Below are 20583 nucleotides of genomic sequence, written 5' to 3' on the forward strand. Positions count from 1 at the left end.
TTCAGGCCCTTTGGATTTTCCCCCGTTGTCGGCGCGGACTCTACCGGACGTGGGGCGCGAATCGAAAGGCAGACGGACGCGAGGCTGGGGCGGGTCCGCTCAGGTGCTGGGGCCGCCCACCGTGAAGTCGATCACCCGCTCCCACAGCGCCTGGAATTGCTCCTCCTGGAAGTGGGAGCCTGACTTCAGCCAGCTGATGTACTCAGGGGGCTGGTCGAAGTGGCCCATGACGTCCATGTGGTCCGCGCTCGCGACGTGGAGGACCCGTCCCCAGACCTGGGAGCGGCTCGGGACGATGCCGTCGCTCCGGGATTCGAACTTCCTGCCAAGGACATCCTGGAGGGCCTGCATCTGCGCCGCCGTGCGCTCGGGAATCTGGAGCTCCCGGGACAGGGGCGCGCTCTTCCCATACAGGAAGGAGAAGATTCCGTAGAGGAGCGCGTCCGGGGAGAGCAGCAGGCGGAGGGCCAGAGCGGGCGGCGGCGCGCCCGTGACGATGCAGCCGTAGCGCACGCCCTCCCGGTCCGCCGTGTTCGCGTTGAAGGCCTGCACGCTGGCTGGCGTGAGGTCCTGGATCAGCGTCTGGTTTTCTCCCACCTGATTGAAGAACCGGATGAGCTCTTCGCGCTCGTCCTCGGAGAGGTCCGCCGTCAGCCGGACGATCTGATTGAAGAGGTTGGGCGGCAGCTTCGCCTGTTCGCTCTTCAGGACGAGCCAGTAGCACGCCTGGAGCGCGGCGGTCCGGAAGGGCATGGCCTTGCGGTGCAGGGTGAGGAAGGTGAAGAGCCACAGGTAGCGCATCAGCGTCTTCCCCACGTCGCCCTGGTGGAAGAAGGTCGCCAGCGGGGTGCCGTGGTTCGGGGTGGCGATGGTCACCACCGAGCGCACGCGCTTCACGAAGGCCGGAGCCTCCCGGGCCATGCGGGGTGAGACGACGCTCCGAGCATCCAGCCCGCCCGTGGAGTGCCCGACGAGGTGGAGCTGCGCGTCGTCCTCGTTCGCGGTCCGCGCCATCTCCCGGAACACGTCGCGGGCCCGCGCCTCCAGCCCGGAGGTGGGGGAGGAGGCCACGGCATGCACCTGCGCGTCGATGCCGCGCTCCTTGAACCGCTGCTGGAGCAGACGGGGGACGTTCTGGAAGTAGGCGATTCGCTCCGTTTCCTTGTCACCCATCTGGGTAAAGCCAAAGAAGCCGGGGACCAGATAGACGCGGTGCCGGTTTGCCATGGGGGCAAGCCTAACGTGAGGACGGCCACCGACGCCGGGTGGCGGACCTCAACGTGTGGTCCCGAACCCTTGGCACGGGATGTCTGCCCTTTCAGGGATAGGGCAGCCCCTGCGCTCCGTCCTCCAGGAGCCGCTCCCGGGCCGCGCCTTCCGTGTGCCAGTAGCGCAGGGACCAGTAGAACATCGCCCACGACTTCTGGGCCGGCGCCGGCCACTTGTCCAACAGCTGGAGGCCCAGGTGCATCATCTTGGCGAACTGCTCGTCGGCCGCGCTGTTGCCGTAGGCCATCCCCTCGTGCATGACGTACTGCCAGCGGCCTGCATCAAGGCACGTGTCCGCGTGGACGGAGTAGGTGAACGCGTGGGGGGCGTCCACTTCGACGCGCAGGTGCTGATGGGCCGGGATGTGCGGTACGCCCGGGATGGCATACGGCCGGGAGGCGTCCCAACCCCACAGGTGCTTCTCGTCCGCGGGCAGCCAGCGCCAGTGCATGTGCAGGCAGTCGTGGATGCAGAAGGGCGCCATGGCGATGGACTCCAGTTGGTAGTGGTCCACCTGGGCCTGGGTGAGCCTGGCGCGGATGCTCTTGGGGGCCTTCATGGGCGGCGCGACGTGGATGTTGTCGAAGTAGCCCTGGCGCGCCTTCAGGTTCTGCTGCCACGCTTTGTATTCGACGCCCGTGAAGAGGTAGGAATTGAACCCCGGGCCTTCGACGAGCTCGGGTGAGGCCATCAGGTAGCCCGAGCCCGCGGGAAGGTTCGTCTTCACGCGGGAGAAGATGCCGTTCCACAGAGGGGGGAACGACAGGTTGGCGAGGTTCTGCCAGGCCAACAGCCCATTGTTCGAGTCCGACCACATGCCCGTGGCCATCGCATGCGCCATCTCGTCCTGGTCGTCCGCCGGGTCGTGCGCGGGGGGCCCCGCCGTGGCGTGGGCCCCGGCGTGGTCGTGGTCGTGCGGAGCGTGGGGGGGCGGGGTGTGAGGAGCGTGCGGCTCACCGCCCGGCGACGGTGGGTGGGCCATGTCCGACATGGGGGGACGGCGGACGCTGATGCTCGCGGCCATCCGCTCCAGCGGGCGGTTGCTCACGAACATCAGGTGGGGCCGGAACCTCGACGTCGCGGCCTTGGCCTTGGGGACGTAGTCCGCCCGCTCCAGGCAGCAGACGAACTCCGCGCACACGATGACGCGCAGGGGAGTCATCTGCAGCGTGCCCGTCTCCGTGCGCTTCACCTTCATGACGGGTGGCTTGGGAGGCGGCGGGCTGTTCTCGTACGGCATGAAGTCCTCGCGGTCCAGCACGTCCCGAGGGATGGGCTCCAGCTCCACGGTCCCGGAGCCGGTGCGCAGGTTCACCTGGAACCCGAACACCTGCAGCATGCTCCGGTCGAGCTCCGCGGGGATCCAGAACAGCGAACGCTCCTCGCCGATGGAGCCGCTGCCCACCTCGTACTTGCGCAGGAGGAACTTGCGGGTGAGCTCCAGCTTCAGCGTCGTGCCCCGGTAGATGATCTCGATGGGATGCCAGACGAGTTCGTCCAGCACCGTGAGGGTCTGCTCGGCAAACCAGGCCGTCTTGCGCAGGCGGTGGGTGACGTTCGTCACGCGGCCGGGGTTCTCGGTGTCGTGGGTCCAGGCCCAGACGGCTCCCTTGCTCGCGCGGGCGGCTCCTTCCGCGGACGCCCCTTCCTCGGCGAAGGACGTGTACGGTGCTCTGGGATCCGCGTTCAGCAGCAGCGTGCTCATCAACAGCGTGTCGAGGCTTGGCATCGGTCGTCGGGCGTCGGTCGGGGAGGGAGGCTCAGCTGAAGTCCTGCAGCGGTTCGAGGCTCCACTCCCCGGGCTGCGCCAGGGCGAGGGGCCCGCCGTCGTCGAGGACCTCGAGCAACGTGTAGACGTCCTTGCCGCTCGAGGGCAGGAAGATGTTCCCCTCTTCATCGGTGACGCATTCGCGCTCCGTTCCGTCCGGGCAGAGCACGCGCACGCGGCAGTGGGGGATGGGTTTCTGCTCCAGCGTGTCGTCCACGATGCGGAACGTGGGCAGGCCGGGCGTGAGTCGGACGCCGCCGAGGATGACCGGCATTTCGCAGGCGGTGACGCCAGGACAGAAGGGGGTGGACAGGACGAGGGCCGAGGGCTCCGCCTGGAGGCGCACCTCGCCTGGCTTGTCCGGGAAGGGTTGTTGCAGCAGCAGGCTGAGGACACCTTCTCCCCGGGTGGTCGTCTCCTCGTGATGCCCGAAGGACGTCTTGAGCCATCCCTGGGTCAGCATCTTGAAGGGCAGCCCATCGTTGCCGTCGACCTCGCCGGTCGCGAGGTTGGCGGTGTTCTTGTCATCGGGATAGAGCGTCAGGGTGAAGGGGCCCGGCGTGGTGCGCACGGCGCAGGAGTTTCGGGTGCCCGACTCCATCGATCCGTCGCCCGCGACCACCACCCCCACGGCATCCCCCGCGATCCGGAACGACACCTTGGGGTTGTGGAAGGTGGGGCGCATCTCTCCCGGCACGTTCTGGAGCCGGAACATGCCGGAGACGGCGAAGTCCGCGCGGTGGTGCCAGATGTTGGCCATGGGACCGTCAGCGGCGTCCCTCTTGTCGAACGTGTGCGAGACGCGCAGGCGCAGGCGGCAATACAGGAAGGGAACGTCGAACCAGGGGCTGGACATGGTGACGGGCTCGGGAGCGGGCGCGACGGTGCGTGGAATGTATCACGCGCGTCTCCACGTTTTCCCAAGCCGGCGCGCGGGCGGGGCGCGTGCCACTGGAGGCCGAGGTCCGGGTGACAACCCGGAAGGGGGGCGGTGTTCCATCCGTCCGCCGGCACTTCCGGCCTACCCAACGAGGAGATGGAACATGACTGTCCTGCACCGTGGACTGCGGCTGGGCATGACGTTGCTCGCGAGCGTGATGGCTCCCGCGTGTGGTCCGGAGCTTCCGCCTGGAAGCATCCTGGAGGTCGGGGAGCAAGAGTCGGCCGCGTTGGGACTGGAGGCGGGCTCGCGCCTGCCCCCGCTCAACCGCGAGGCCCTGCGTCAGGCCATCGCGGGCCTGCCGGATGCGGAGGTCACGGGCGCGCTCGTCCGGGTGGAGGGCGCGGAAGGCTCGGAAGGGCGGTGGCTGGGGGCGTCTGGCGTGGCGGATGTCCGCACCGGGGCGCCGGTGCGCGCGGACGCACGCTTCCGCATTGGCAGCATGACCAAGGTCTTCACCGCCACGGTGGTGCTGCAACTCGCCGCTGAGCGCCGGGTGGACCTGGACCGGCCCGTCCAGGAGTACCTGCCGCGCCTCCTGCCGGCGGGCGTCTACGCACCCATCACGGTGCGGCAGTTGCTCAATCACACGCATGGCCTGCCCGGGGTGCCGGTGCCGCAGAAGGATCCGGACTGGTTCTTCGTGAACCGGTTCCGACGCTACAGCCCCCGGGAGCTCATCGCGCTGGCGCTGCCCGAGGGGCCCCGGTTCGCGCCGGGCACGCAGCAGGACTACGGCAACATCGGCTACATCGTCGCCGGGCTGCTCATCGAACAGGTGACGGGCCGTCCCTACGGTGACGCGGTGCGGGATCGCATCCTTCGCCCGCTGCGGCTGGGGGACACCTTCGTGCCCGGCAACCTGGTGACGATTCCGGGGCCGCATGCCCGAGGCTATGAGGAGATCCAGGCCGAAGCGGGGGTGTGCCCGGCGGGAGCCATCGTCTATCAGGCGCGGTGCCTGGTGGACGTCACCGAAGCCAGCCAGTCCGTCCCGTGGGCGGCGGGCGAGATGGTCTCCAGCACGGCCGACCTGGATCGCTTCCTCGTCGCGCTCTTCCAGGGCCGGTTGCTGCCGCACGCGCAGCGGGAGGAGCTGTTCACCGTCCCGGACGTGCCCAACGTGGACGGCGGCCGCGCCATCTACAGCGCGGGGCTGTCCCGCATCCAGGTGGGCGGGCTCACGCTGTGGGGCAAGAGCGGTGACCGGCACGGCTACAACAACGGCATGGGGGCCACGCGCGACCTGCGCCGGCGGCTCGTCTATTCGGTCAACACGCTGCGCATGGGGCAGGACCGGCCGGACATCGCCGCGCGCATCGTCGCGGCGGCCATGGGCGGGTTGCAGGCCGCGCCCTGACGCAGCGCAGTGCCGAACCCGCGCACGGATTGCGCGCGCATCGGATCCTCCGCACAGGGCTTTCTGGCAGAGTGGATGCTTTCGCTGGGGGCCCCCGCAATGCAGACCAGTGCCATCACCGAGGTGTTCCTGCCGCTCGCGCTGGGGGTGATCATGCTCGGGCTCGGCCTGAGCCTCACCCTCGCGGACTTCCGCCGCGTGGCCCAGTATCCGCGCGCGGCGCTGGTGGGGCTGGGCTGTCAGACGCTGCTCATGCCGCTGGTCTGTTACGCCATCGCGAGCGGCTTCGGTCTGCCCCCGCAGCTCGCCGTGGGGCTGATGCTGCTCGCGGCCTCGCCGGGCGGTGCGACCGCGAACCTCTTCAGCCACCTGGCCAAGGGCGATGTCGCGCTCAACGTCAGCCTGACGGCGGTCAACAGCGTGCTGTCGCTGTTCACACTGCCGCTCATCGTGAACCTCTCCCTGTCGCACTTCATGGGCGAGGAGCGCGCCATTCCCTTGCAGTTCGCGAAGATCCTCCAGGTGTTCGCCATCGTCCTGGTGCCCATCTCGCTGGGGATGTGGGTGCGCGCGAAGCGGCCGACGCTGGCGGATGGACTGGACCGGCCGGTGCGCATCACGTCAGCGCTGTTCCTGGTGCTGGTGGTGCTCGCGGCGACGCTCAAGGAGCGGGATCAGCTGGTGACCTACTTCCAGAGCGTCGGGCTCGCGGCGCTCGCTTTCAACCTGGCCAGCATGGCGGTGGGCTTCGTGGTGCCCATGCTGCTGAGAATCGAGCGCAAGCAGGCGGTGGCGATCGCGATGGAGGTGGGCATCCACAACGGCACGCTCGCCATCGCCATCGCGTCCAGCCCCCGGCTGCTCAATGACGGCGTGATGGCCATCCCCGCGGCCATCTACAGCGTCATCATGTTCTTCACCGCGGGAGTCTTCGGTGCCCTCGTCGCCCGGAGGCAGGCCGCGAGCGCCGCCTCGGCGGACCTCGGTACGCGCCAGACTTGAGGTGTGTGGGTGTAATCAAATCCCCACCATGCAACTTCTTGCGCCCAAGCCCGATAATGGCAGCAAGACTCAACTTTCCAATCGAGGCAGTCCATGACCTCCATCAAGAAGATCTTCCAGAGCGCCACCCAGCAGGCGAAGCAGGCCGTCTCGACCGTGCAGGACACGGTCAAGAAGAACGAGAGCCTCATCAAGGGCGGCACGGCGGTCGTGAGCCAGGCCTCGAAGGCCATCTCGTTCGGCAAGGACGTGATGGAGCAGGTGGGCAATGTGGGCAAGAAGCCCCTGGAGGGCATCCTCGGCTCCAAGGGGCTGGGCTTCATCTCCAACCCCACGGTCGATGCCGGCAAGTTCGGCGCCTTCCAGAAGGTGATGTCGAAGGCGAAGGGCCCCCTGGCCGCCTTCAGCGTCCTGACCGCGGGCAAGGCCGTCGCCACCGCGGCGGGCGACATCCGCAACGCGGTGCGCTCCGGCAGCCGTGAGGACATCACCAAGGCGGCGCGCTCGTCGCTGGACGCGGCGAAGGCCGGCCTCAACGTCGTCTCGGGCGGCATCCAGGGCAGCAAGGTCGCGGGCGGCATCCTCCACGCGGCGGTCGTCACCCAGAAGCTGGGCGCGGAGAAGGCGGCGCTCGAAGCGTTCAAGCGCGTGGCCCCCAACGCCAGCGAGGCGGTCGCGAAGGCGGCCTCCGGTACGGCGCTGAAGCAGGTCTTCGAGGGCGCCACCGCCAAGGCGGCGCGGCGCGCCATCACCGAGGTCGCCACGGAGACGGCCCAGAAGGCGGCGGGCTCCATCGCCCGGGGCGCCGGCAGCGCCTCTCGCGCCGCGGGCAAGGCGGTGCTGAGCGCGGCGGGTCGTGAGGCCGGCGAGGCCGCCCTCAAGGCCGGTGCGCGCGCGGCGGCGGGTCCGGCGGCCAAGGCGGCGGCCCGGTTCGCTCCGGGCCTCAACATCGCCATGGCGGCCGTGGACACCGCTCAGGCGGTGGCCACCCTGGCGGACTCCAATGCCAGCACGGGCAAGAAGGTGACGTCGGTCATCACCGCGGTCGGCTCCATCGCCGCGGCGACGAACATCCCCATCGTCAGCCAGGTGGGTGCGGCGGTGTCCACCATCTCCAGCATCGTCGGCGCGTTCTTCTAATAAGCGCCCGGCTGCACTAGAAGAGCTTCCATGGCGCACCGGCCCTTCGCTCCGCATTGGCATGGGCGAGGGCCGGGCTACGTCCCTGGAGTCCCCGTGAGCAGCCACAGTGGTCGAGGCGAAGGACCGGGAGTCGAGCGGCTCCTGAAGATGAGCCCCATCGCCAGCCTCATGGCGGCGGGGCCGGTGTCACTGCCCGAGGCGAAGGCGCCCTCCCTGGAGGGCCTCGCGGTGAAGGTCCCCCTGGCCCGGGACCTGACGCCGGAGGACCTCATCACCCGCTTCCACGAGAAGAAGCGCGAGCGGGCCACCGTGCGCGCGCGGGCCGAGGGCGAGCACCTCGCGGCGGGCGACGACGTGCAGCTCAACGTGCTGGGCTACGCCGACGGCCGGCTCATTCCCTTCTCCGCCCGCTTCGGACAGTGGATGGAGCTGGCCCCGCTGCAAGCCCTCCCTGGCTTCGCGGAGGGCCTGGCCGAAGGTGGCACCGTGGGCGGCAGCCTCCAGCTCATGCTCGACCTTCCGGACGACTACCCGGTGGAGTCGCTGCGTGGAAAGACGGTCCGCTTCCTCGTCGACGTGCGCGCCGCGCGCGAGGTGACGATGCCGGAGGAGGAGGCCCCCGACTTCCTGAAGCAGATGGCGCTCGGCGACTCGCTGGACGCGGTCATGGACCACCTCCAGGAGGAACTGGAGCAGGAGCTCTCCGACAGCTTGTGGGTCCAGGCGCAGGAGCTGGTCCTGGAAGAGCTGGCGCGCCGCACCGAGGTGGAGATTCCGCGCAAGCTGGTGGACGAGGAGATCCGCCGCCGCTGGGCCGCCGCCGAAGGCTTTGGCATGGTCGAGCAGAACTTCAGCGTGGAGGAGCAGGAGGAGGCGGTCCAGGGCTGGCTGACGGACCCCGCCACGCGCGAGCAGGCCGAGCGCCGCATCCGCGTCGGGCTGGGCCTCAAGGCCGTGGCGGAGCGGGATCAGCTCACGCTCACGCCGCAGAAGCTCCAGGAGCTCCTCGAAGAGTCCACCGAGCCCTTCGGTCTGACGTCCGCGGACGTGAGCGCCGCGCTGCGCGAGTCCCCCGAGACGACGAAGCGGCTGCATGACATGGGCTGGCACCTGATGGTCGTCGAGCACGTCATGTCGAAGGCCCGCGTGACCTTCGAGGGCGCCGAGCAGGGCTGAAATGGAGCCGTTGCCCCCTCCACGCCGGCGCCGCCGTCCTGAGCCAGCCCGGGAGCCGCCCCGCTCCCTGGGAAGGCAGATCCTGGACGCGCTGGAGCTGTCCGGGCCCTCGGGGTGGTGGGGCCTGGGCCTCGTGCTGGGCGTGCTTGTGATTGGCTTCGGGCCCTTGTTGCTGTTGGCGCTCCTGGACGTGAGCGGACCGACGCGCAAGGCGCTGGTCGCGCTGGGGCCGGTGTCCATCTGTCTGGGGTTCGCCATCCTCGTCGGGGTGTGTGCCCGGCGGTATGGAAAGGCACTCGGGTGGTCGCGCCGCCAGGCGTGGCTGCTCATGGCGATGTTCGTCGGACTGGGCCTGCTGGGCGGCCTGGGTCTGTGGTTCGGGGAAGCCTGAACCCAGCGCGCTGCCCCGGGGTTAGCAGACGGGCAGACCTCATCCGGTGTCCTCCTTCGCCCGTGCGCGCACCTCCGCCGCGAACAGCTCCGCCGCGGGCGTGCGGGGTGCGCCCTTGCGCCAGAGCAGTGCCGCCAGTTCGGAGCGGGGCGCCGGGGACAGCCGCTTCACCACCAGCCGCTCCGCGTCCGCGAGTCGCGGCTCGGGAAGCACCGTGACGGCGAGGCCCGCGCGGACGATGGCCAGCACGGTGGCCACCGCGTTGGATTCGAGCGCGATCCGGGGAGCGAACCGCATCGCCGCGAAGTGCGCGTCCACCCGGGTGCGCACCCGCAACCCGCGCGACAGCAGCGCGAAGGGCTCCTCCGCGAGCAGCTTCACCCCCACGGACTCCGCCCCCGCCAGCGCATGTCCGCGCGCGACGACGAGCGCGAGCCGGCTGTCGAAGACGGGCTCGGCATCCAGGTCCGCCAGGCGCGCGGGCGCATAGCCCAGCCCCACGTCCAGCCTTCCGTCCGCGAGCCGCTGCTCCAGCCTCCTGACGACCGCCTCCTCCGCGCTCAGCGCCAGTCCGGGGTGCCTGCGGAGCACCGCCGTCAGCGCCGGCACCACGATGCCGCGCATGCTCGGTGGGTAGCCCACGCGGAGGGCCCCCGTGGCGAGCCCCCGCAGCGCGCCCACCGCCGACAGGCCCGCGTTCACGTCCTCCAGCGCGCGCGACGCATAGGTGCGGAACAGCTCGCCGGCCTGTGTCAGCCGCACCCCGGCGCGGGCCCGCTCGAAGAGCGGTGTTCCGACCTCCTCCTCCAACTGGCGGATCTGCTGCGACAGCGTGGGCTGCGAGATGTGCACCCGCCGCGCGGCGCGCCCGAAGTGCAGCGTGTCGGCGACGGCGGAGAAGTAGCGGAGGTGTCGAAGCTCCATGGTGCCATCATAGATGGCATCTATCGGGTTGATGAGAACAGACGAATGTACGAATCGAGGCCCCCGGGTACATCTTCCTCGTCATGAAGGAGAGGGACCCCATGAAGGCATCCGACCTGTTCGTCAAAGCGCTCGAAGCCGAGGGCGTGCGCTGCGTCTACGGACTCCCCGGCGAGGAGAACCTGGACCTGCTCGAGTCCATGCGCGCCGCCGGCATGCGCCTCGTCGTCACTCGACACGAGCAGGCGGCAGGGTTCATGGCCGCCACTCACGGACGGCTCACCGGGCGCGCGGGCGTGTGTCTGGCGACGCTGGGTCCGGGAGCCACCAACCTCGTCACCGCCGCCGCCTACGCGCAGCTTGGCGCCATGCCCATGGTGATGCTCACCGGCCAGAAGCCCATCAAGGCCAGCAAGCAGGGTCACTTCCAGATCGTCGATGTCGTCGGGATGATGCGGCCGCTCACCAAGTCCACCCGCACGCTCGTCTCCGCGGAGCACGTCCCCTCGGCGGTTCGCGAGGCCTTCCGCCGCGCGGAGGAGGAGCGCCCCGGCGCCACCCACCTGGAATTGCCCGAGGACATCGCGCGCGAGTCCACCGACGCCGTGCCCCTGTCGCCTGGAGTCGCGCGCAGGCCCGTGGCGGATGAGGCGGCCATCGCGCAGGCGGTGGAGACGCTCGCTTCGGCCCGCCGCCCGCTGTTGATGATTGGCGCGGGGGCCAACCGCAAGCTGACGTCGGAGATGCTTCGCGCCTTCGTGGACCGCGTGGGCCTTCCCTTCTTCAGCACGCAGATGGGCAAGGGCGTGGTGGATGAGACGCACCCGCTTTGGATGGGCACCGCGGCGCTGTCCGACGGCGACTTCGTCCACCGCGCCATCGAGGCCTCGGACTGCATCCTCAACGTGGGCCATGACGTCATCGAGAAGCCCCCGTTCGTCATGCGCGATGGCCGCCGCACGGTGATCCACCTGAACTTCTCCTCCGCGGAGGTCGACCCCGTGTACTTCCCGCAGGTGCAGGTGACGGGAGACTTGGCCAATGCGGTGTGGCGCATCGCGGAGGGCGTGGGCCCTCGCTCGCACTGGGACTTCACGCCCTTCGAGCGGGCCCGCGCGGGGCTCGACGCGCAGTTCGTGAGCGGCGCCGCCGACGACCGCTTCCCCATCTACCCCGCGCGGCTCGTCGCGGAGGTGCGCCGCGCCATGCCGGATGACGGCGTCGTGTGCCTGGACAACGGCATGTACAAGCTCTGGTTCGCCCGCTACTACCGCTGCCGCCGGCCCAACACGCTGCTGCTCGACAACGCGCTCGCGACGATGGGCGCGGGCCTGCCGTCCGCCATCGCCGCGAAGCTCGTGCATCCCCGGCGCAAGGTGGTGGCTGTCTGCGGTGACGGTGGGTTCATGATGAACTCGCAGGAGCTGGAGACGGCGGTGCGCCTGACGCTCGACCTGACGGTGGTCGTGGTGCGCGACGACGGCTACGGGATGATCCGTTGGAAGCAGGGGGAGATGGGCCTGCCCGACTTCGGGATGACGTTGGGCAACCCGGACTTCGTCCGCTACGCGGAGGCGTACGGCGCACGCGGGCACCGCCCGACGAGCGCCACCGAGTTCGGCGCCACGCTCGCGCGCTGCCTGGAGTCGGGTGGCGTGCACGTCATCGACTTGCCCATCGACTACACGGACACCGCGCGTGCGCTCGGTGCCGGCGCCCTGGTGGAGTCGTGAGCCATGGGCACAAAAAGTGAAAGTGGGGAACACCATGCTGGCTGAGCGCTACCCGTACTACCTGGCCAACCGTCCGAGGCAGCCCAACGCTGAGCTGGCCGTCACCGACAAGTATTCGGGGGAGGTCGTCACGCGCGTGGCCGTCGCTGATGCGTCCGCCGTGGAGGAGGCCATCGCCGCCGCGGTGCGCGCGACGGTGCCCCTGCGGAAGATGGCCCCCTACGCCCGGCAGGCGGTGCTGGAGCACTGCGTGCGCCGCTTCCAGGAGCGTTCGGAGGAGTTCGCGCTCGCCCTCTGCATCGAGGCGGGCAAGCCGCTGCGCGACGCGCGGGCGGAGGTCACCCGTCTCATCGAGACCTTCAAGGCGGCGGCGGAGGAAGCCGTGCGCGGCGGGGGCGAGGTCCTCAATCTGGAGGTGTCGCAGCGCACGGAGGGCTACCGGGGCTTCACCCAGCGCGTGCCGGTAGGGCCGTGCTCCTTCATCACGCCGTTCAACTTCCCGCTCAACCTGGTGGCGCACAAGGTGGCCCCCGCCATCGCCGCCGGTTGCCCCTTCGTCCTCAAGCCGTCGGACCGCACGCCGGTGAGCGCGCTGCTCATGGCGGAGGTGCTCGCGGAGACGGCGCTGCCCGAAGGCGCCTTCTCGGTGCTGCCCACGCGCCTGGAGGACGTGGGTCCCTTCATCGAGGATGAGCGGTTGAAGCTGTTGTCGTTCACCGGCTCGGAGAAGGTGGGGTGGGACCTGAAGGCCCGCGCCGGTCGCAAGAAGGTGGTGCTGGAGCTGGGCGGCAACGCGGCCTGCGTGGTGGACGCGGACCAGGGCGAGCGCCTGGACTTCGTCGCGGACCGCATCGCCCAGGGTGCCTTCTTCCAGGCGGGGCAGAGCTGCATCTCGGTGCAGCGCGTGCTCGTGCACGAATCGCTGTACGACGGCCTGAGCGAGCGGATTGTCGAGCGCGCTCGGGCCCTGCGCGCGGGCAACCCCCGGGACGAGTCCACCACGCTCGGACCGCTGATCGACGAGCCCGCGGCGCGGCGACTGGAGGGGTGGATTCAACAGGCCGTGGAGCGCGGAGCCCGGGTGCTGACCGGAGGTGGGCGGCGCGGCGCGCTGCTGGAGGCCACCGTTCTGGAGGGCGTCCCCGAGGACGCGTCGCTGTGTGTGGAGGAGGCCTTCGGGCCTGTCGTGTTGCTCCAGCCGTTCCGCGACTTCGACGAGGCATTGCGCCGGGTGAATGACAGTCGCTACGGACTTCAGGCGGGCCTCTTCACGCAGGACCTGTCGCGGGCGATGCGCGCGTGGGACGAACTGGAGGTCGGCGGTGTCGTCGTCGGTGACGTGCCGAGCTTCCGGGTCGACACCATGCCGTACGGCGGGGTGAAGGGATCCGGGCTGGGACGCGAGGGCGTGAAGTACGCCATGGAGGACATGACGGAGCCGCGGCTGCTGGTGCTCCGCCACGGGTGAGGCGTCCGGAAGAGGTGCCCCGTCACGCGCGGGGCACGAGCCGGTCCCTCGTGAGCCGTCAGGGCGCGGCGCGGCGGGCGTCCCCTGAGGCGTGCCGGGCTTTCCCCGGTCCGCCTATAAGGGTTCCATGCCTCAGCCCCAACCGGTCGAGCTCACCCCGCGTCGTCGCCGCGCGCTCCTCACCCAGCGGCTTCTCACCGAGCGGCTGGCCCCCGAGGAGCTCCGCGCCCTGCTCGCCGCGTCCGATCCGGAAGAGGTCCACGCGGCGCTGCTGCACCTGAAGCGCCGCCTGGAGCGGCTGGAGGGCGGTGACACGCCGGCGTCGCTGGTGGAGGCGCTACCGGCGGCCCTCGGCGCGTGCGCTCCCGAGTCGCAGGTGCTCCTCGCCGAGCTGGCTTGTCTGCTACCTCCGGAGGTTCCCCTGGCGAGGCTGAGGTCGCTGGCGGAGGGGAGGGGGCCGCTCCCCGTTGACGCCGAGTTGGCGTGGCTTGTCACGGAGGTGCTTCGCGAGCCCGCGAAGCTGGCGGTCCTTCCGGGAGGTGCACTGCTGTTGCATGCCGTGCAGCGACTCTCCCCGGCCGATGCAGTTGACGCGGAGGCGCTGGTCGACGCGCTGTGCAGCCACCTGGATCCGGAGGTCCAACTCGAAGGTCTTCGCCACCTGGGCGAGGCGCTCGGCCTGGGACTCGTCACGGTGAAGCATGCGCTGGCGGTGGCGGTTCGCGCGCTCGAAGCCCCGGACGCGCGGGTGGCGCTCCAGGCCGCGGAGCTGCTCGCGGAGCCCTGGGCGGCGAGGCCCGACCTGGCTCCTTCCCTCGGTTCGCTCCAGGGCCTGCTGGAGCGCTCGGAACGACTGGCCCTCGCTTCGCTGCGCATCCTCGCCCGTCGAGGAGACGCTTCCGCGCTGCGGCTCGTGCTGGAGGACGGTCGGCGATCGCTCCCGGTGCGGCGCGAGGCCATGGCCCTGCTGGCACCCTTCGCGAGCCATGCGGAGTTGCGGTTGTCGCTCCACCTCTCACGGGAGGATCCGCTCCTCTTCGGCCCCACGTGCGCGGGGTTGCTCCAGACGCTCTACCGGCGGGGCGTGCGGTGCGAGCCGGACGATGTTCCCCTGGTGCGCGGGCTGTTCCTCTCCAGCCCGGCCATCACGCCCGAGGTCATCGCGGAGGTGTTGAGTCTCCGGCAGCGTGAGTACGTCGAACCGCTGTGGACGCTGTCCGCCACGGACGCGGACTTCACCCGGCACCTCGCGCTCCTGCGGGAGCTGGACGGTCCCGAAGCGCTCGATCTGCTCCGCGCGCTGCTCGTCCGGCCCGAAGCGCGTGCGCTCCGTCCTGAGGTCATCGAGGCGCTCGGACAGCAGGGACACGAGGCCGCGGAGGAGGATCTCCTCGCCTGTTTCGATGCCGAACCCTGGGCCTGCCTCGATGCGCTCCATCACCTGGGCGGCGCACGCACCGTGGCGTTCCTGCGTGCCCACCCGGGCCTGTCTGATTCCCCCTGGCGCGCCGAAGCGCTTGCCCTGCTGGCGGCGCTCGAGGACGCACCCGCGTCCATGCCCTCGCCCGTGGAAGGTGAGCCGAGCCGTGAGGTGCTCGCGAGCCTTCAGCCCGGCTACGACGACGCGTCCTTCTCCGAGGTCTCCCGCATCGCGCTCCAGACCCAGCATCCGCTGCGGCTCCAGGCCATCGGCCAGCTCGGCCATGAAGCGCGGCGGCGTGCACTCGAACCGCTGGGGGAGCTGTTGCTCGATGCGGACGAGGACGTCCGGTCCGCGGCGCAGCAGGCTGTTGCCCAGGTGGGGCGTGGGCTCCAGGCCCGTGGCCGCGTGCGCCCGGACCGGCGGTCCGCCCACGCATCGGAAGACGAAGCCGGTGCGCGGGTCCTCACGGAGTGTCTGCTCGACCTGCTCCAGCGGCGGGACCTGAGCGACGCGCAGCTCGAACGGGTGCTGGGGCAGCTCGTTGGCCGGAAGCATCCCGCGCTCGCGCGGCGGCTGCGGCGTCTGCTCCGCCATGAGGGCGTGCAGGTGCGGAAGCTCGTGCTGGAGTGTCTCGCGCACTCCGGAGACTCGCGGGCCGTGGCCTGGCTGGTGCCCTTCGCGCGTTCGGAGGACATCTATCGCCTGCGGCAGGCGCTCAGTGGCCTCGGGGTGTTCAAGGTGGAGTGGGCCGTGCCGCTCCTCGCGGCGGGGCTCGCGCACCCCAACATGAACATCAAGAAGACCGCCGCCGAGGCGCTCGCCAACGCGGGTCCTGGCTGGCCTGCGCCCATCGGGCTGATGCTGGGTTGGCTCCGGCGCCACGACAACCCGGGCCTGCGCGAGTCCCTCATCCGCGCGCTGCGTGCCGCCTGCGGACGGGGCCATGTCGCGACCGTGCTCGATGCACTCGAAGACACCGAAACGCCACGTGAGCAGGAACTGCTGTGCGAGGCGCTCTCCGGCGAGCTGTCGCCCCATGCGCTCGTGTCCCTCCTGCGGCGTGGGACACGCTCCGCGAAGGTGCTGAACGACGCGGTCCATGACGGAGTCCTCCTGCTTTCGTCGCAGGCGCGCGAGACGCTGGAGGTGCTGCTGCGACGCCATGGCCTGTCGCAGTGGATTCCCGCCACGTCCGACGACCCCGTGCAGGCGAGGCTGCTCCGGGAGCGACGGCTGGATGCGAACCTCGCGTGGATGGATGACGCGCTGGCGTCCGGGGACGCGGCCCTGCTCGAAGCCCCGGAGGAGGAGTTCACGAAGCGGCTCGCGGCGGTGGCCAGCGCGGGCCTCACGGACACGCGGGCGGCCGTCCTCAAGCGGCACCTCGATGGGATTCGCGGCCTGCTGGACAGCCCCAGACCTTCCTTGCGGCGACTGGCCCTGGGCCTGCTGACGGCGCTCGCTGGACGGCTGTCCGAGCCCGAGCGGGTGGGGGCGCTCGCGGAGGTTCGACGCGCATGGACAGGGAAGCTCATCGAGCCTCACGAGGCCCTTGGCGTCCTGTACCGGTTGGGGGCCGTGCCTTCGCTGGAGGAGACACGGATGGCTTCCTCGCTCCCGGACGAGCGCGTGGCGCTCTGGGGAACGGAGCGACGCATCCTCGCGGGGGAGCTGTCCGGCCCTGGGCTGATGGAGGCGCTGAAGCAGGCCCGCTCGCCTTCGGTGCGGCGGTTCCTCGTGCCGTACGCGCTGCGGGAAGTGCCGCCGCTCCAGGTGCTGGAAGCCGCGGCGCGAGGGTCACACGGGGACCTGCTGGAGCTCGTCCGCGAGGAGTGGGACGCACGCGTGCCGGAGGACGCGCTGCTCGCGGAGCTTGCCCGCGCCGTCGGAGCCGTGGCGTCCCCGCAGGCGGGGGCGCTCGTGCGGTGGATGGCGGAGGTCGGAACGGAGGCGGCCCGGGCGTCCCTGCGGCGACTCGCGCGCCATCACGAACGGGGGATCGCCCTCGCCGCGTTCGCGGCGCTGGGGACACCCACTTCGGCGGAGGATGAGGCGCTGCTCGTCGACCTGCTGTCCCATGCCCACGTCGAGATCCGCCGACAGGCCGCGTGGCAGCTCTGGCGGGTGCGGGGACTGCCTCGTCTCCAATATCTGCTCGACCTCATCGGCGAGGCGCAGCCGCGCCGGTGGCTCCCTCCGTGGGCCGTGGATCGGCAGGATCTGGAAGCACTGCGTGCGATGCTCGGCTTCGTCGAAGCCCCGGGCTCCGATGCGGAGAAGTTGGAAGGGGACGTCTGGCTGGAGTCTCTGCTGGAGTTGCTCGGTGGGCTCGGGTCGGAGCAGCGCCTGATGCCCTCCCTGGCCCTGCTCCTGCTGGACGTGTGGCGGATAGGCCGGGGTCGGTCGGTGACGATGGCGGCGGACAGGCTGCGCGGGCTCCCAGCGGCCCGCATGTTGCCCTTCGTCCTCCCGATGCTTCGAGAAGGCCACACCGCGGCGCTCGAAATCCTCCCGGGCGACACCGTGTGGGGACCCGAGTTGATGGAGATGTTCCTCCAGGCGCGGGGCCTGGCGCGAACGCACTTCCTGGAGTGGCTCCAGCGAGTGGACACCGTGCAGGGCCGCGACGGCCGGAGACTGGAGGATGCGCTCTTGCGCATCGTCCACGAGGACGATGGTCATCGCGAGGCGGCGTTGCAGCTCCTCGGAGGACGCGCCTGCTGGGGGAACCGCGAAGACGCCTTCCGCCTGGCGGACGGGCTCATCGGAATCGTGAACCGGAAGGACGACGCCCAGGCCCTGGCGGCGATGTCGCGAGGGCTCGAACGGCAGGGCCCGGAGGTGCGGATCGCGCTGCTCGCGCGGGTCACCACGCCAGCGCTGCGGACGGAGGTCGTCACCGCGCTCGCGCTCCTCGTCCTGGATGATCCGTCGCTCGAAAAGAAGCTCCCGGCCGAGCTCATGCGCGACGTGGAGCGGAGGCTGGAGGCGCTGGCCTGGGAAGTCCCCGAACCGGAGGCGAAGGCGATGAAGTGGATGGTGCTCCGGCGTGCGCCTCACGTCGTCGAACGACTGACGGGGCTGCTCTCCCACCGGAAGTCCTCGGTGCGCCTGCATGCGCACCGGCTGCTGAAGGATCAGGTGTCACGGGAGTCGTACCTGGAGCTGACCCGCGAATTGCTCAAGGATGCGGAGGCCGGGAACGTCGTCCGGGCCGTCCGGACGCTCACGTTCGGAGGGCACTTGCCAGCGGTGGCGGAGGTGGCGGCGCTGCTGCCTGACCGCCGCAATGCGGTGGCGCGCGCGGCCTGGGATGGATTGCTCGTCATGGGCGAAGCCGCGCTGCCCGTCCTCCGGGGCGAGCTGGCCCATGCCCGCCCGGACCGCCGCGCGCTGCTGGCGCGGGTCATCTCGAGCCTGGATCAGGGGCGGCCGTCATGACGGTGATGTTCAGCAGGGACCTCGCCGTACTCGTCACGGGTTGAATATCCCATCACCCCTCACGTAGATGGGGCCGTGCGGCGCCAGACCCGGCCCGCACCTCGTCTCAGGGAGAATCAACTCGTATGAACAGGAAGCTCGGCGCGGCAGTGTTCATGATGGTGGCGTGTACCTTCGGCCCGATGGCGGCCGCCGCACAGGAGGACTCGGAGGGAGAGGCCACCATCGATGTCACCGGCACCGGCGAGACCTCGACCCACGAGTGCAAGCCGGGCAGCACGGTGGAGATCACCGGTGCGTCGAACAACGTCACGCTCACCGGCGAGTGCAAGAGCGTCACCGTGAACGGCTCCGGCAACGTCGTGAAGGTGGAGGCCACCCGCGCCATCGACGTGACGGGGGCGTCCAACTCCGTCACCTGGAAGCGCGTCATCGGCAAGTCGAAGCCGAAGGTCAGCCATACCGGCATGGGCAACAAGATCGCCCAGGCGAAGTAATGCCCTGGGGCGACGCGTGACCCCGCCGGTCACGCGTCGTGCCAGAGGACCTTCGTCACCTGCACCACGTGGTCGCGGATGAAGCGGATGGCCTCGTCGTCCTCGACCGCGCCCCGCCAGAGCAGCTCCATGGGCGTGCCCTGCAGGGCCAGGGGCACCGCCGTCGTCTGGAGGTGCGGGCGCAGCCGGAGGATGTCGCGCGCGACCATTCTCGGCACCGTGGCGAGCAGCTCACTTCCATCCACCAGGGCGCCGATGCTCTGGAAGGTGGGCACCGACACCCGGATCCTGCGCTGGACGTCGAAGTGGTCCTCCACGACGCCGCGCAGGTCTCCGTTGTACGAGACGATGACGTGCTCGTGCTCCAGGTAGCGCTCCAGCGTGAGGCGCTTCGGAACCCGCGCATGACGTGGGTCGTAGAGGCAGACGAAGCCTCCGTTGAAGAGCTCCAGGCGCCGGGTGCCGGCCGGAAGCTCATCCGCCACGGTCACCGCGAGGTCCACCGCGGAGTCCGTCAAGGCCGCCACGACGGTGCGGAACTGGACCGGCAGCACCACCAGTCGCATGCGCGGCGCTTCCCGGGCGAGGATGCGGAGCAGGGGAGGAAGCAGCCAGGCCTCGGTCACGTCCGACAGGCCCAGGCGCACCGTCCGTTCGCTCGTCTTCGGGTCGAACGCCACGGGTGACAGCGTGGCCTCCACGAGCGCCCCCAGGTGGGGCCGCGCTGAAGCGAGCAGGCGCTCGCCGCGCGTGGTCAGCGCCAGCCCCCGCCCCGCGCGGACGAAGAGGGGAGCACCCACCGTTGATGCGAGCCGCCTCAACGCCGCGCTCACCGCGGGCTGCGTGAGGTAGAGGCGCTCGGCCGCCACCGTGACGCTGCCGGCCTCCGCCACCACGACGAAGACGCGGAGCAGGTTGAGGTCCAGGTTCCTCCCATAGATGTCGTTCATGATTGGGATACATCCTATTCAATGGATTTCAGCATGGCGAATGATGAATCTCCCCTCACACGGAAGGGACGACACACATGGCCACGCAAGAGACGAAGCAGGCGCAGCGCACGGTGAAGCTGGGTTCCACGGGCCCCGAGGTATTCCCGCTCGGGCTGGGGTGCATGGGCATGTCGGGCATGTACGGCGCGACGGATGACGCGGAGAGCATCCGGACGATCCAGGCCGCCATCGACCGGGGCGTCACGCTCCTCGACACCGGGGACTTCTACGGGATGGGGCACAACGAAATGCTCGTGGGGCGCGCCATCGCGGGCCGGCGCGAGCGCGTCCAGTTGTCGGTGAAGTTCGGTGCGCTTCGCGGGCCGGACGGGAGCTGGATGGGCATGGACATGCGTCCCGCCGCGGTGAAGAACTTCGCGGCCTACAGCCTGAAGCGGCTGGGGGTGGAGGTCATCGACATCTACCGCCCCGCGCGGTTGGATCCCGCCGTCCCCATCGAGGAGACCATCGGGGCCATCGCGGACCTCGTGAAGGCCGGCTACGTGCGCCACATCGGGTTGTCCGAGATGGGCGTGGAGACCGTCCGCCGCGCGCACCGCGTGCACCCCATCGTCGATTTGCAGATTGAGTACTCGGTGGCGAGCCGGGGCCCCGAGGCGGCCATCTTCCCCGCGCTCAACGAGCTGGGCATCAGCGCGACGCTCTACGGCGTCCTCTCACGAGGGCTCCTGACGGGGAGCAAGCCGAAGGGGCAGGGCGACTACCGCGCGTACCTGCCGCGCTTCGCCGGCGCCAACGGTGAGAAGAACCAGGACAGCGTGGCCGCCCTCCAGCGCTTCGCCCAGGAGCGGCGGATGACGCCGGGCCAGCTCGCCATCGCCTGGGTGTTCGCGCGCCAGCCCGGCTTCGTTCCGGTGGTGGGTGCGAGGACGGAGGCGCAGTTGGACGACGCGCTGGGCGCCCTCGCCCGGCCGCTGTCGAAGGAGGACGTGGCGGCCGTGGAGTCGATCGTGACAATTGCTGGCGACCGCTACGGGGCGGAGCAGATGCACCACCTGGACAGCGAGCGCCGGTAGCCGCGGCGGCAAGGGAAGG

At 70.2% G+C, this 20583-nt stretch carries 15 protein-coding genes; 10 read left to right on the forward strand and 5 right to left on the reverse strand.

What is annotated here, in order from left to right; genetic code table 11:
- Nucleotides 1–99: 99 nt before the first annotated feature.
- From OV208_RS11185 to OV208_RS11195, 3 genes are all read right to left on the reverse strand, one after another.
- Nucleotides 100–1227 (reverse strand): esterase/lipase family protein, encoded by a 1128-nt coding sequence (locus OV208_RS11185; protein WP_267573817.1) that lies wholly within the window; start codon nucleotides 1225–1227, stop codon nucleotides 100–102.
- A 91-nt stretch (nucleotides 1228–1318) separates the two neighbouring features.
- The gene (locus OV208_RS11190; protein ID WP_267573818.1) at nucleotides 1319–2998 is read right to left on the reverse strand and encodes a hypothetical protein; all 1680 of its coding nucleotides are present in this window, start codon (nucleotides 2996–2998) and stop codon (nucleotides 1319–1321) included.
- A gap of 31 nt (nucleotides 2999–3029) precedes the next feature.
- Nucleotides 3030–3893, reverse strand: a complete 864-nt coding sequence (locus OV208_RS11195; protein WP_267573819.1) for a hypothetical protein — start codon at nucleotides 3891–3893, stop codon at nucleotides 3030–3032.
- A gap of 187 nt (nucleotides 3894–4080) precedes the next feature.
- Here OV208_RS11195 and OV208_RS11200 point away from each other — a divergent pair, with 187 nt between their 5' ends.
- The 5 genes from OV208_RS11200 (at nucleotide 4081) to OV208_RS11220 (ending at nucleotide 9049) form a co-directional block, all read left to right on the forward strand.
- Complete coding sequence (locus tag OV208_RS11200; protein ID WP_267573820.1) at nucleotides 4081–5337, forward strand: serine hydrolase domain-containing protein; 1257 nt, start codon at nucleotides 4081–4083, stop codon at nucleotides 5335–5337.
- Nucleotides 5338–5436: 99 nt separating this feature from the next.
- Nucleotides 5437–6339 carry a bile acid:sodium symporter family protein gene (locus OV208_RS11205; protein WP_267573821.1) on the forward strand — a complete coding sequence of 301 codons (903 nt, stop codon included), beginning with the start codon at nucleotides 5437–5439 and terminating at the stop codon, nucleotides 6337–6339.
- Between the two features lie 93 nt (nucleotides 6340–6432).
- Nucleotides 6433–7479: a hypothetical protein gene (locus tag OV208_RS11210; protein ID WP_267573822.1), complete on the forward strand. Its 1047-nt coding sequence runs from the start codon at nucleotides 6433–6435 to the stop codon at nucleotides 7477–7479.
- A gap of 96 nt (nucleotides 7480–7575) precedes the next feature.
- On the forward strand, nucleotides 7576–8658 hold the full coding sequence (locus OV208_RS11215) for a peptidylprolyl isomerase (protein WP_267573823.1): 1083 nt from the start codon (nucleotides 7576–7578) through the stop codon (nucleotides 8656–8658).
- 1 nt (nucleotide 8659) lies between these two features.
- Nucleotides 8660–9049: a hypothetical protein gene (locus tag OV208_RS11220; protein WP_267573824.1), complete on the forward strand. Its 390-nt coding sequence runs from the start codon at nucleotides 8660–8662 to the stop codon at nucleotides 9047–9049.
- 39 nt (nucleotides 9050–9088) lie between these two features.
- Here OV208_RS11220 and OV208_RS11225 read toward each other — a convergent pair whose 3' ends face one another.
- On the reverse strand, nucleotides 9089–9973 hold the full coding sequence (locus OV208_RS11225) for a LysR substrate-binding domain-containing protein (RefSeq protein ID WP_267573825.1): 885 nt from the start codon (nucleotides 9971–9973) through the stop codon (nucleotides 9089–9091).
- A gap of 101 nt (nucleotides 9974–10074) precedes the next feature.
- Here OV208_RS11225 and OV208_RS11230 point away from each other — a divergent pair, with 101 nt between their 5' ends.
- The 4 genes from OV208_RS11230 to OV208_RS11245 all read left to right on the forward strand — a co-directional run bounded on the left by OV208_RS11230 (nucleotide 10075) and on the right by OV208_RS11245 (nucleotide 18535).
- Nucleotides 10075–11706 carry an acetolactate synthase large subunit gene (locus OV208_RS11230; protein WP_267573826.1) on the forward strand — a complete coding sequence of 544 codons (1632 nt, stop codon included), beginning with the start codon at nucleotides 10075–10077 and terminating at the stop codon, nucleotides 11704–11706.
- Between the two features lie 34 nt (nucleotides 11707–11740).
- Nucleotides 11741–13174, forward strand: coding sequence for an aldehyde dehydrogenase family protein (locus OV208_RS11235; protein ID WP_267573827.1), 1434 nt, complete (start codon nucleotides 11741–11743; stop codon nucleotides 13172–13174).
- A gap of 127 nt (nucleotides 13175–13301) precedes the next feature.
- Nucleotides 13302–18038, forward strand: a complete 4737-nt coding sequence (locus tag OV208_RS11240; protein ID WP_267573828.1) for a hypothetical protein — start codon at nucleotides 13302–13304, stop codon at nucleotides 18036–18038.
- Between the two features lie 125 nt (nucleotides 18039–18163).
- Complete coding sequence (locus tag OV208_RS11245) at nucleotides 18164–18535, forward strand: DUF3060 domain-containing protein (RefSeq protein ID WP_267573829.1); 372 nt, start codon at nucleotides 18164–18166, stop codon at nucleotides 18533–18535.
- 29 nt (nucleotides 18536–18564) lie between these two features.
- Here OV208_RS11245 and OV208_RS11250 read toward each other — a convergent pair whose 3' ends face one another.
- Nucleotides 18565–19485, reverse strand: a complete 921-nt coding sequence (locus OV208_RS11250) for a LysR family transcriptional regulator (RefSeq protein WP_267573830.1) — start codon at nucleotides 19483–19485, stop codon at nucleotides 18565–18567.
- Nucleotides 19486–19562: 77 nt separating this feature from the next.
- Between OV208_RS11250 and OV208_RS11255 the strand changes: the two genes are divergently transcribed.
- Nucleotides 19563–20564 (forward strand): aldo/keto reductase, encoded by a 1002-nt coding sequence (locus OV208_RS11255; RefSeq protein WP_267573831.1) that lies wholly within the window; start codon nucleotides 19563–19565, stop codon nucleotides 20562–20564.
- Nucleotides 20565–20583: the final 19 nt, after the last annotated feature.

This window comes from Corallococcus sp. bb12-1, assembly GCF_026626765.1.
Lineage (GTDB): Bacteria > Myxococcota > Myxococcia > Myxococcales > Myxococcaceae > Corallococcus > Corallococcus terminator.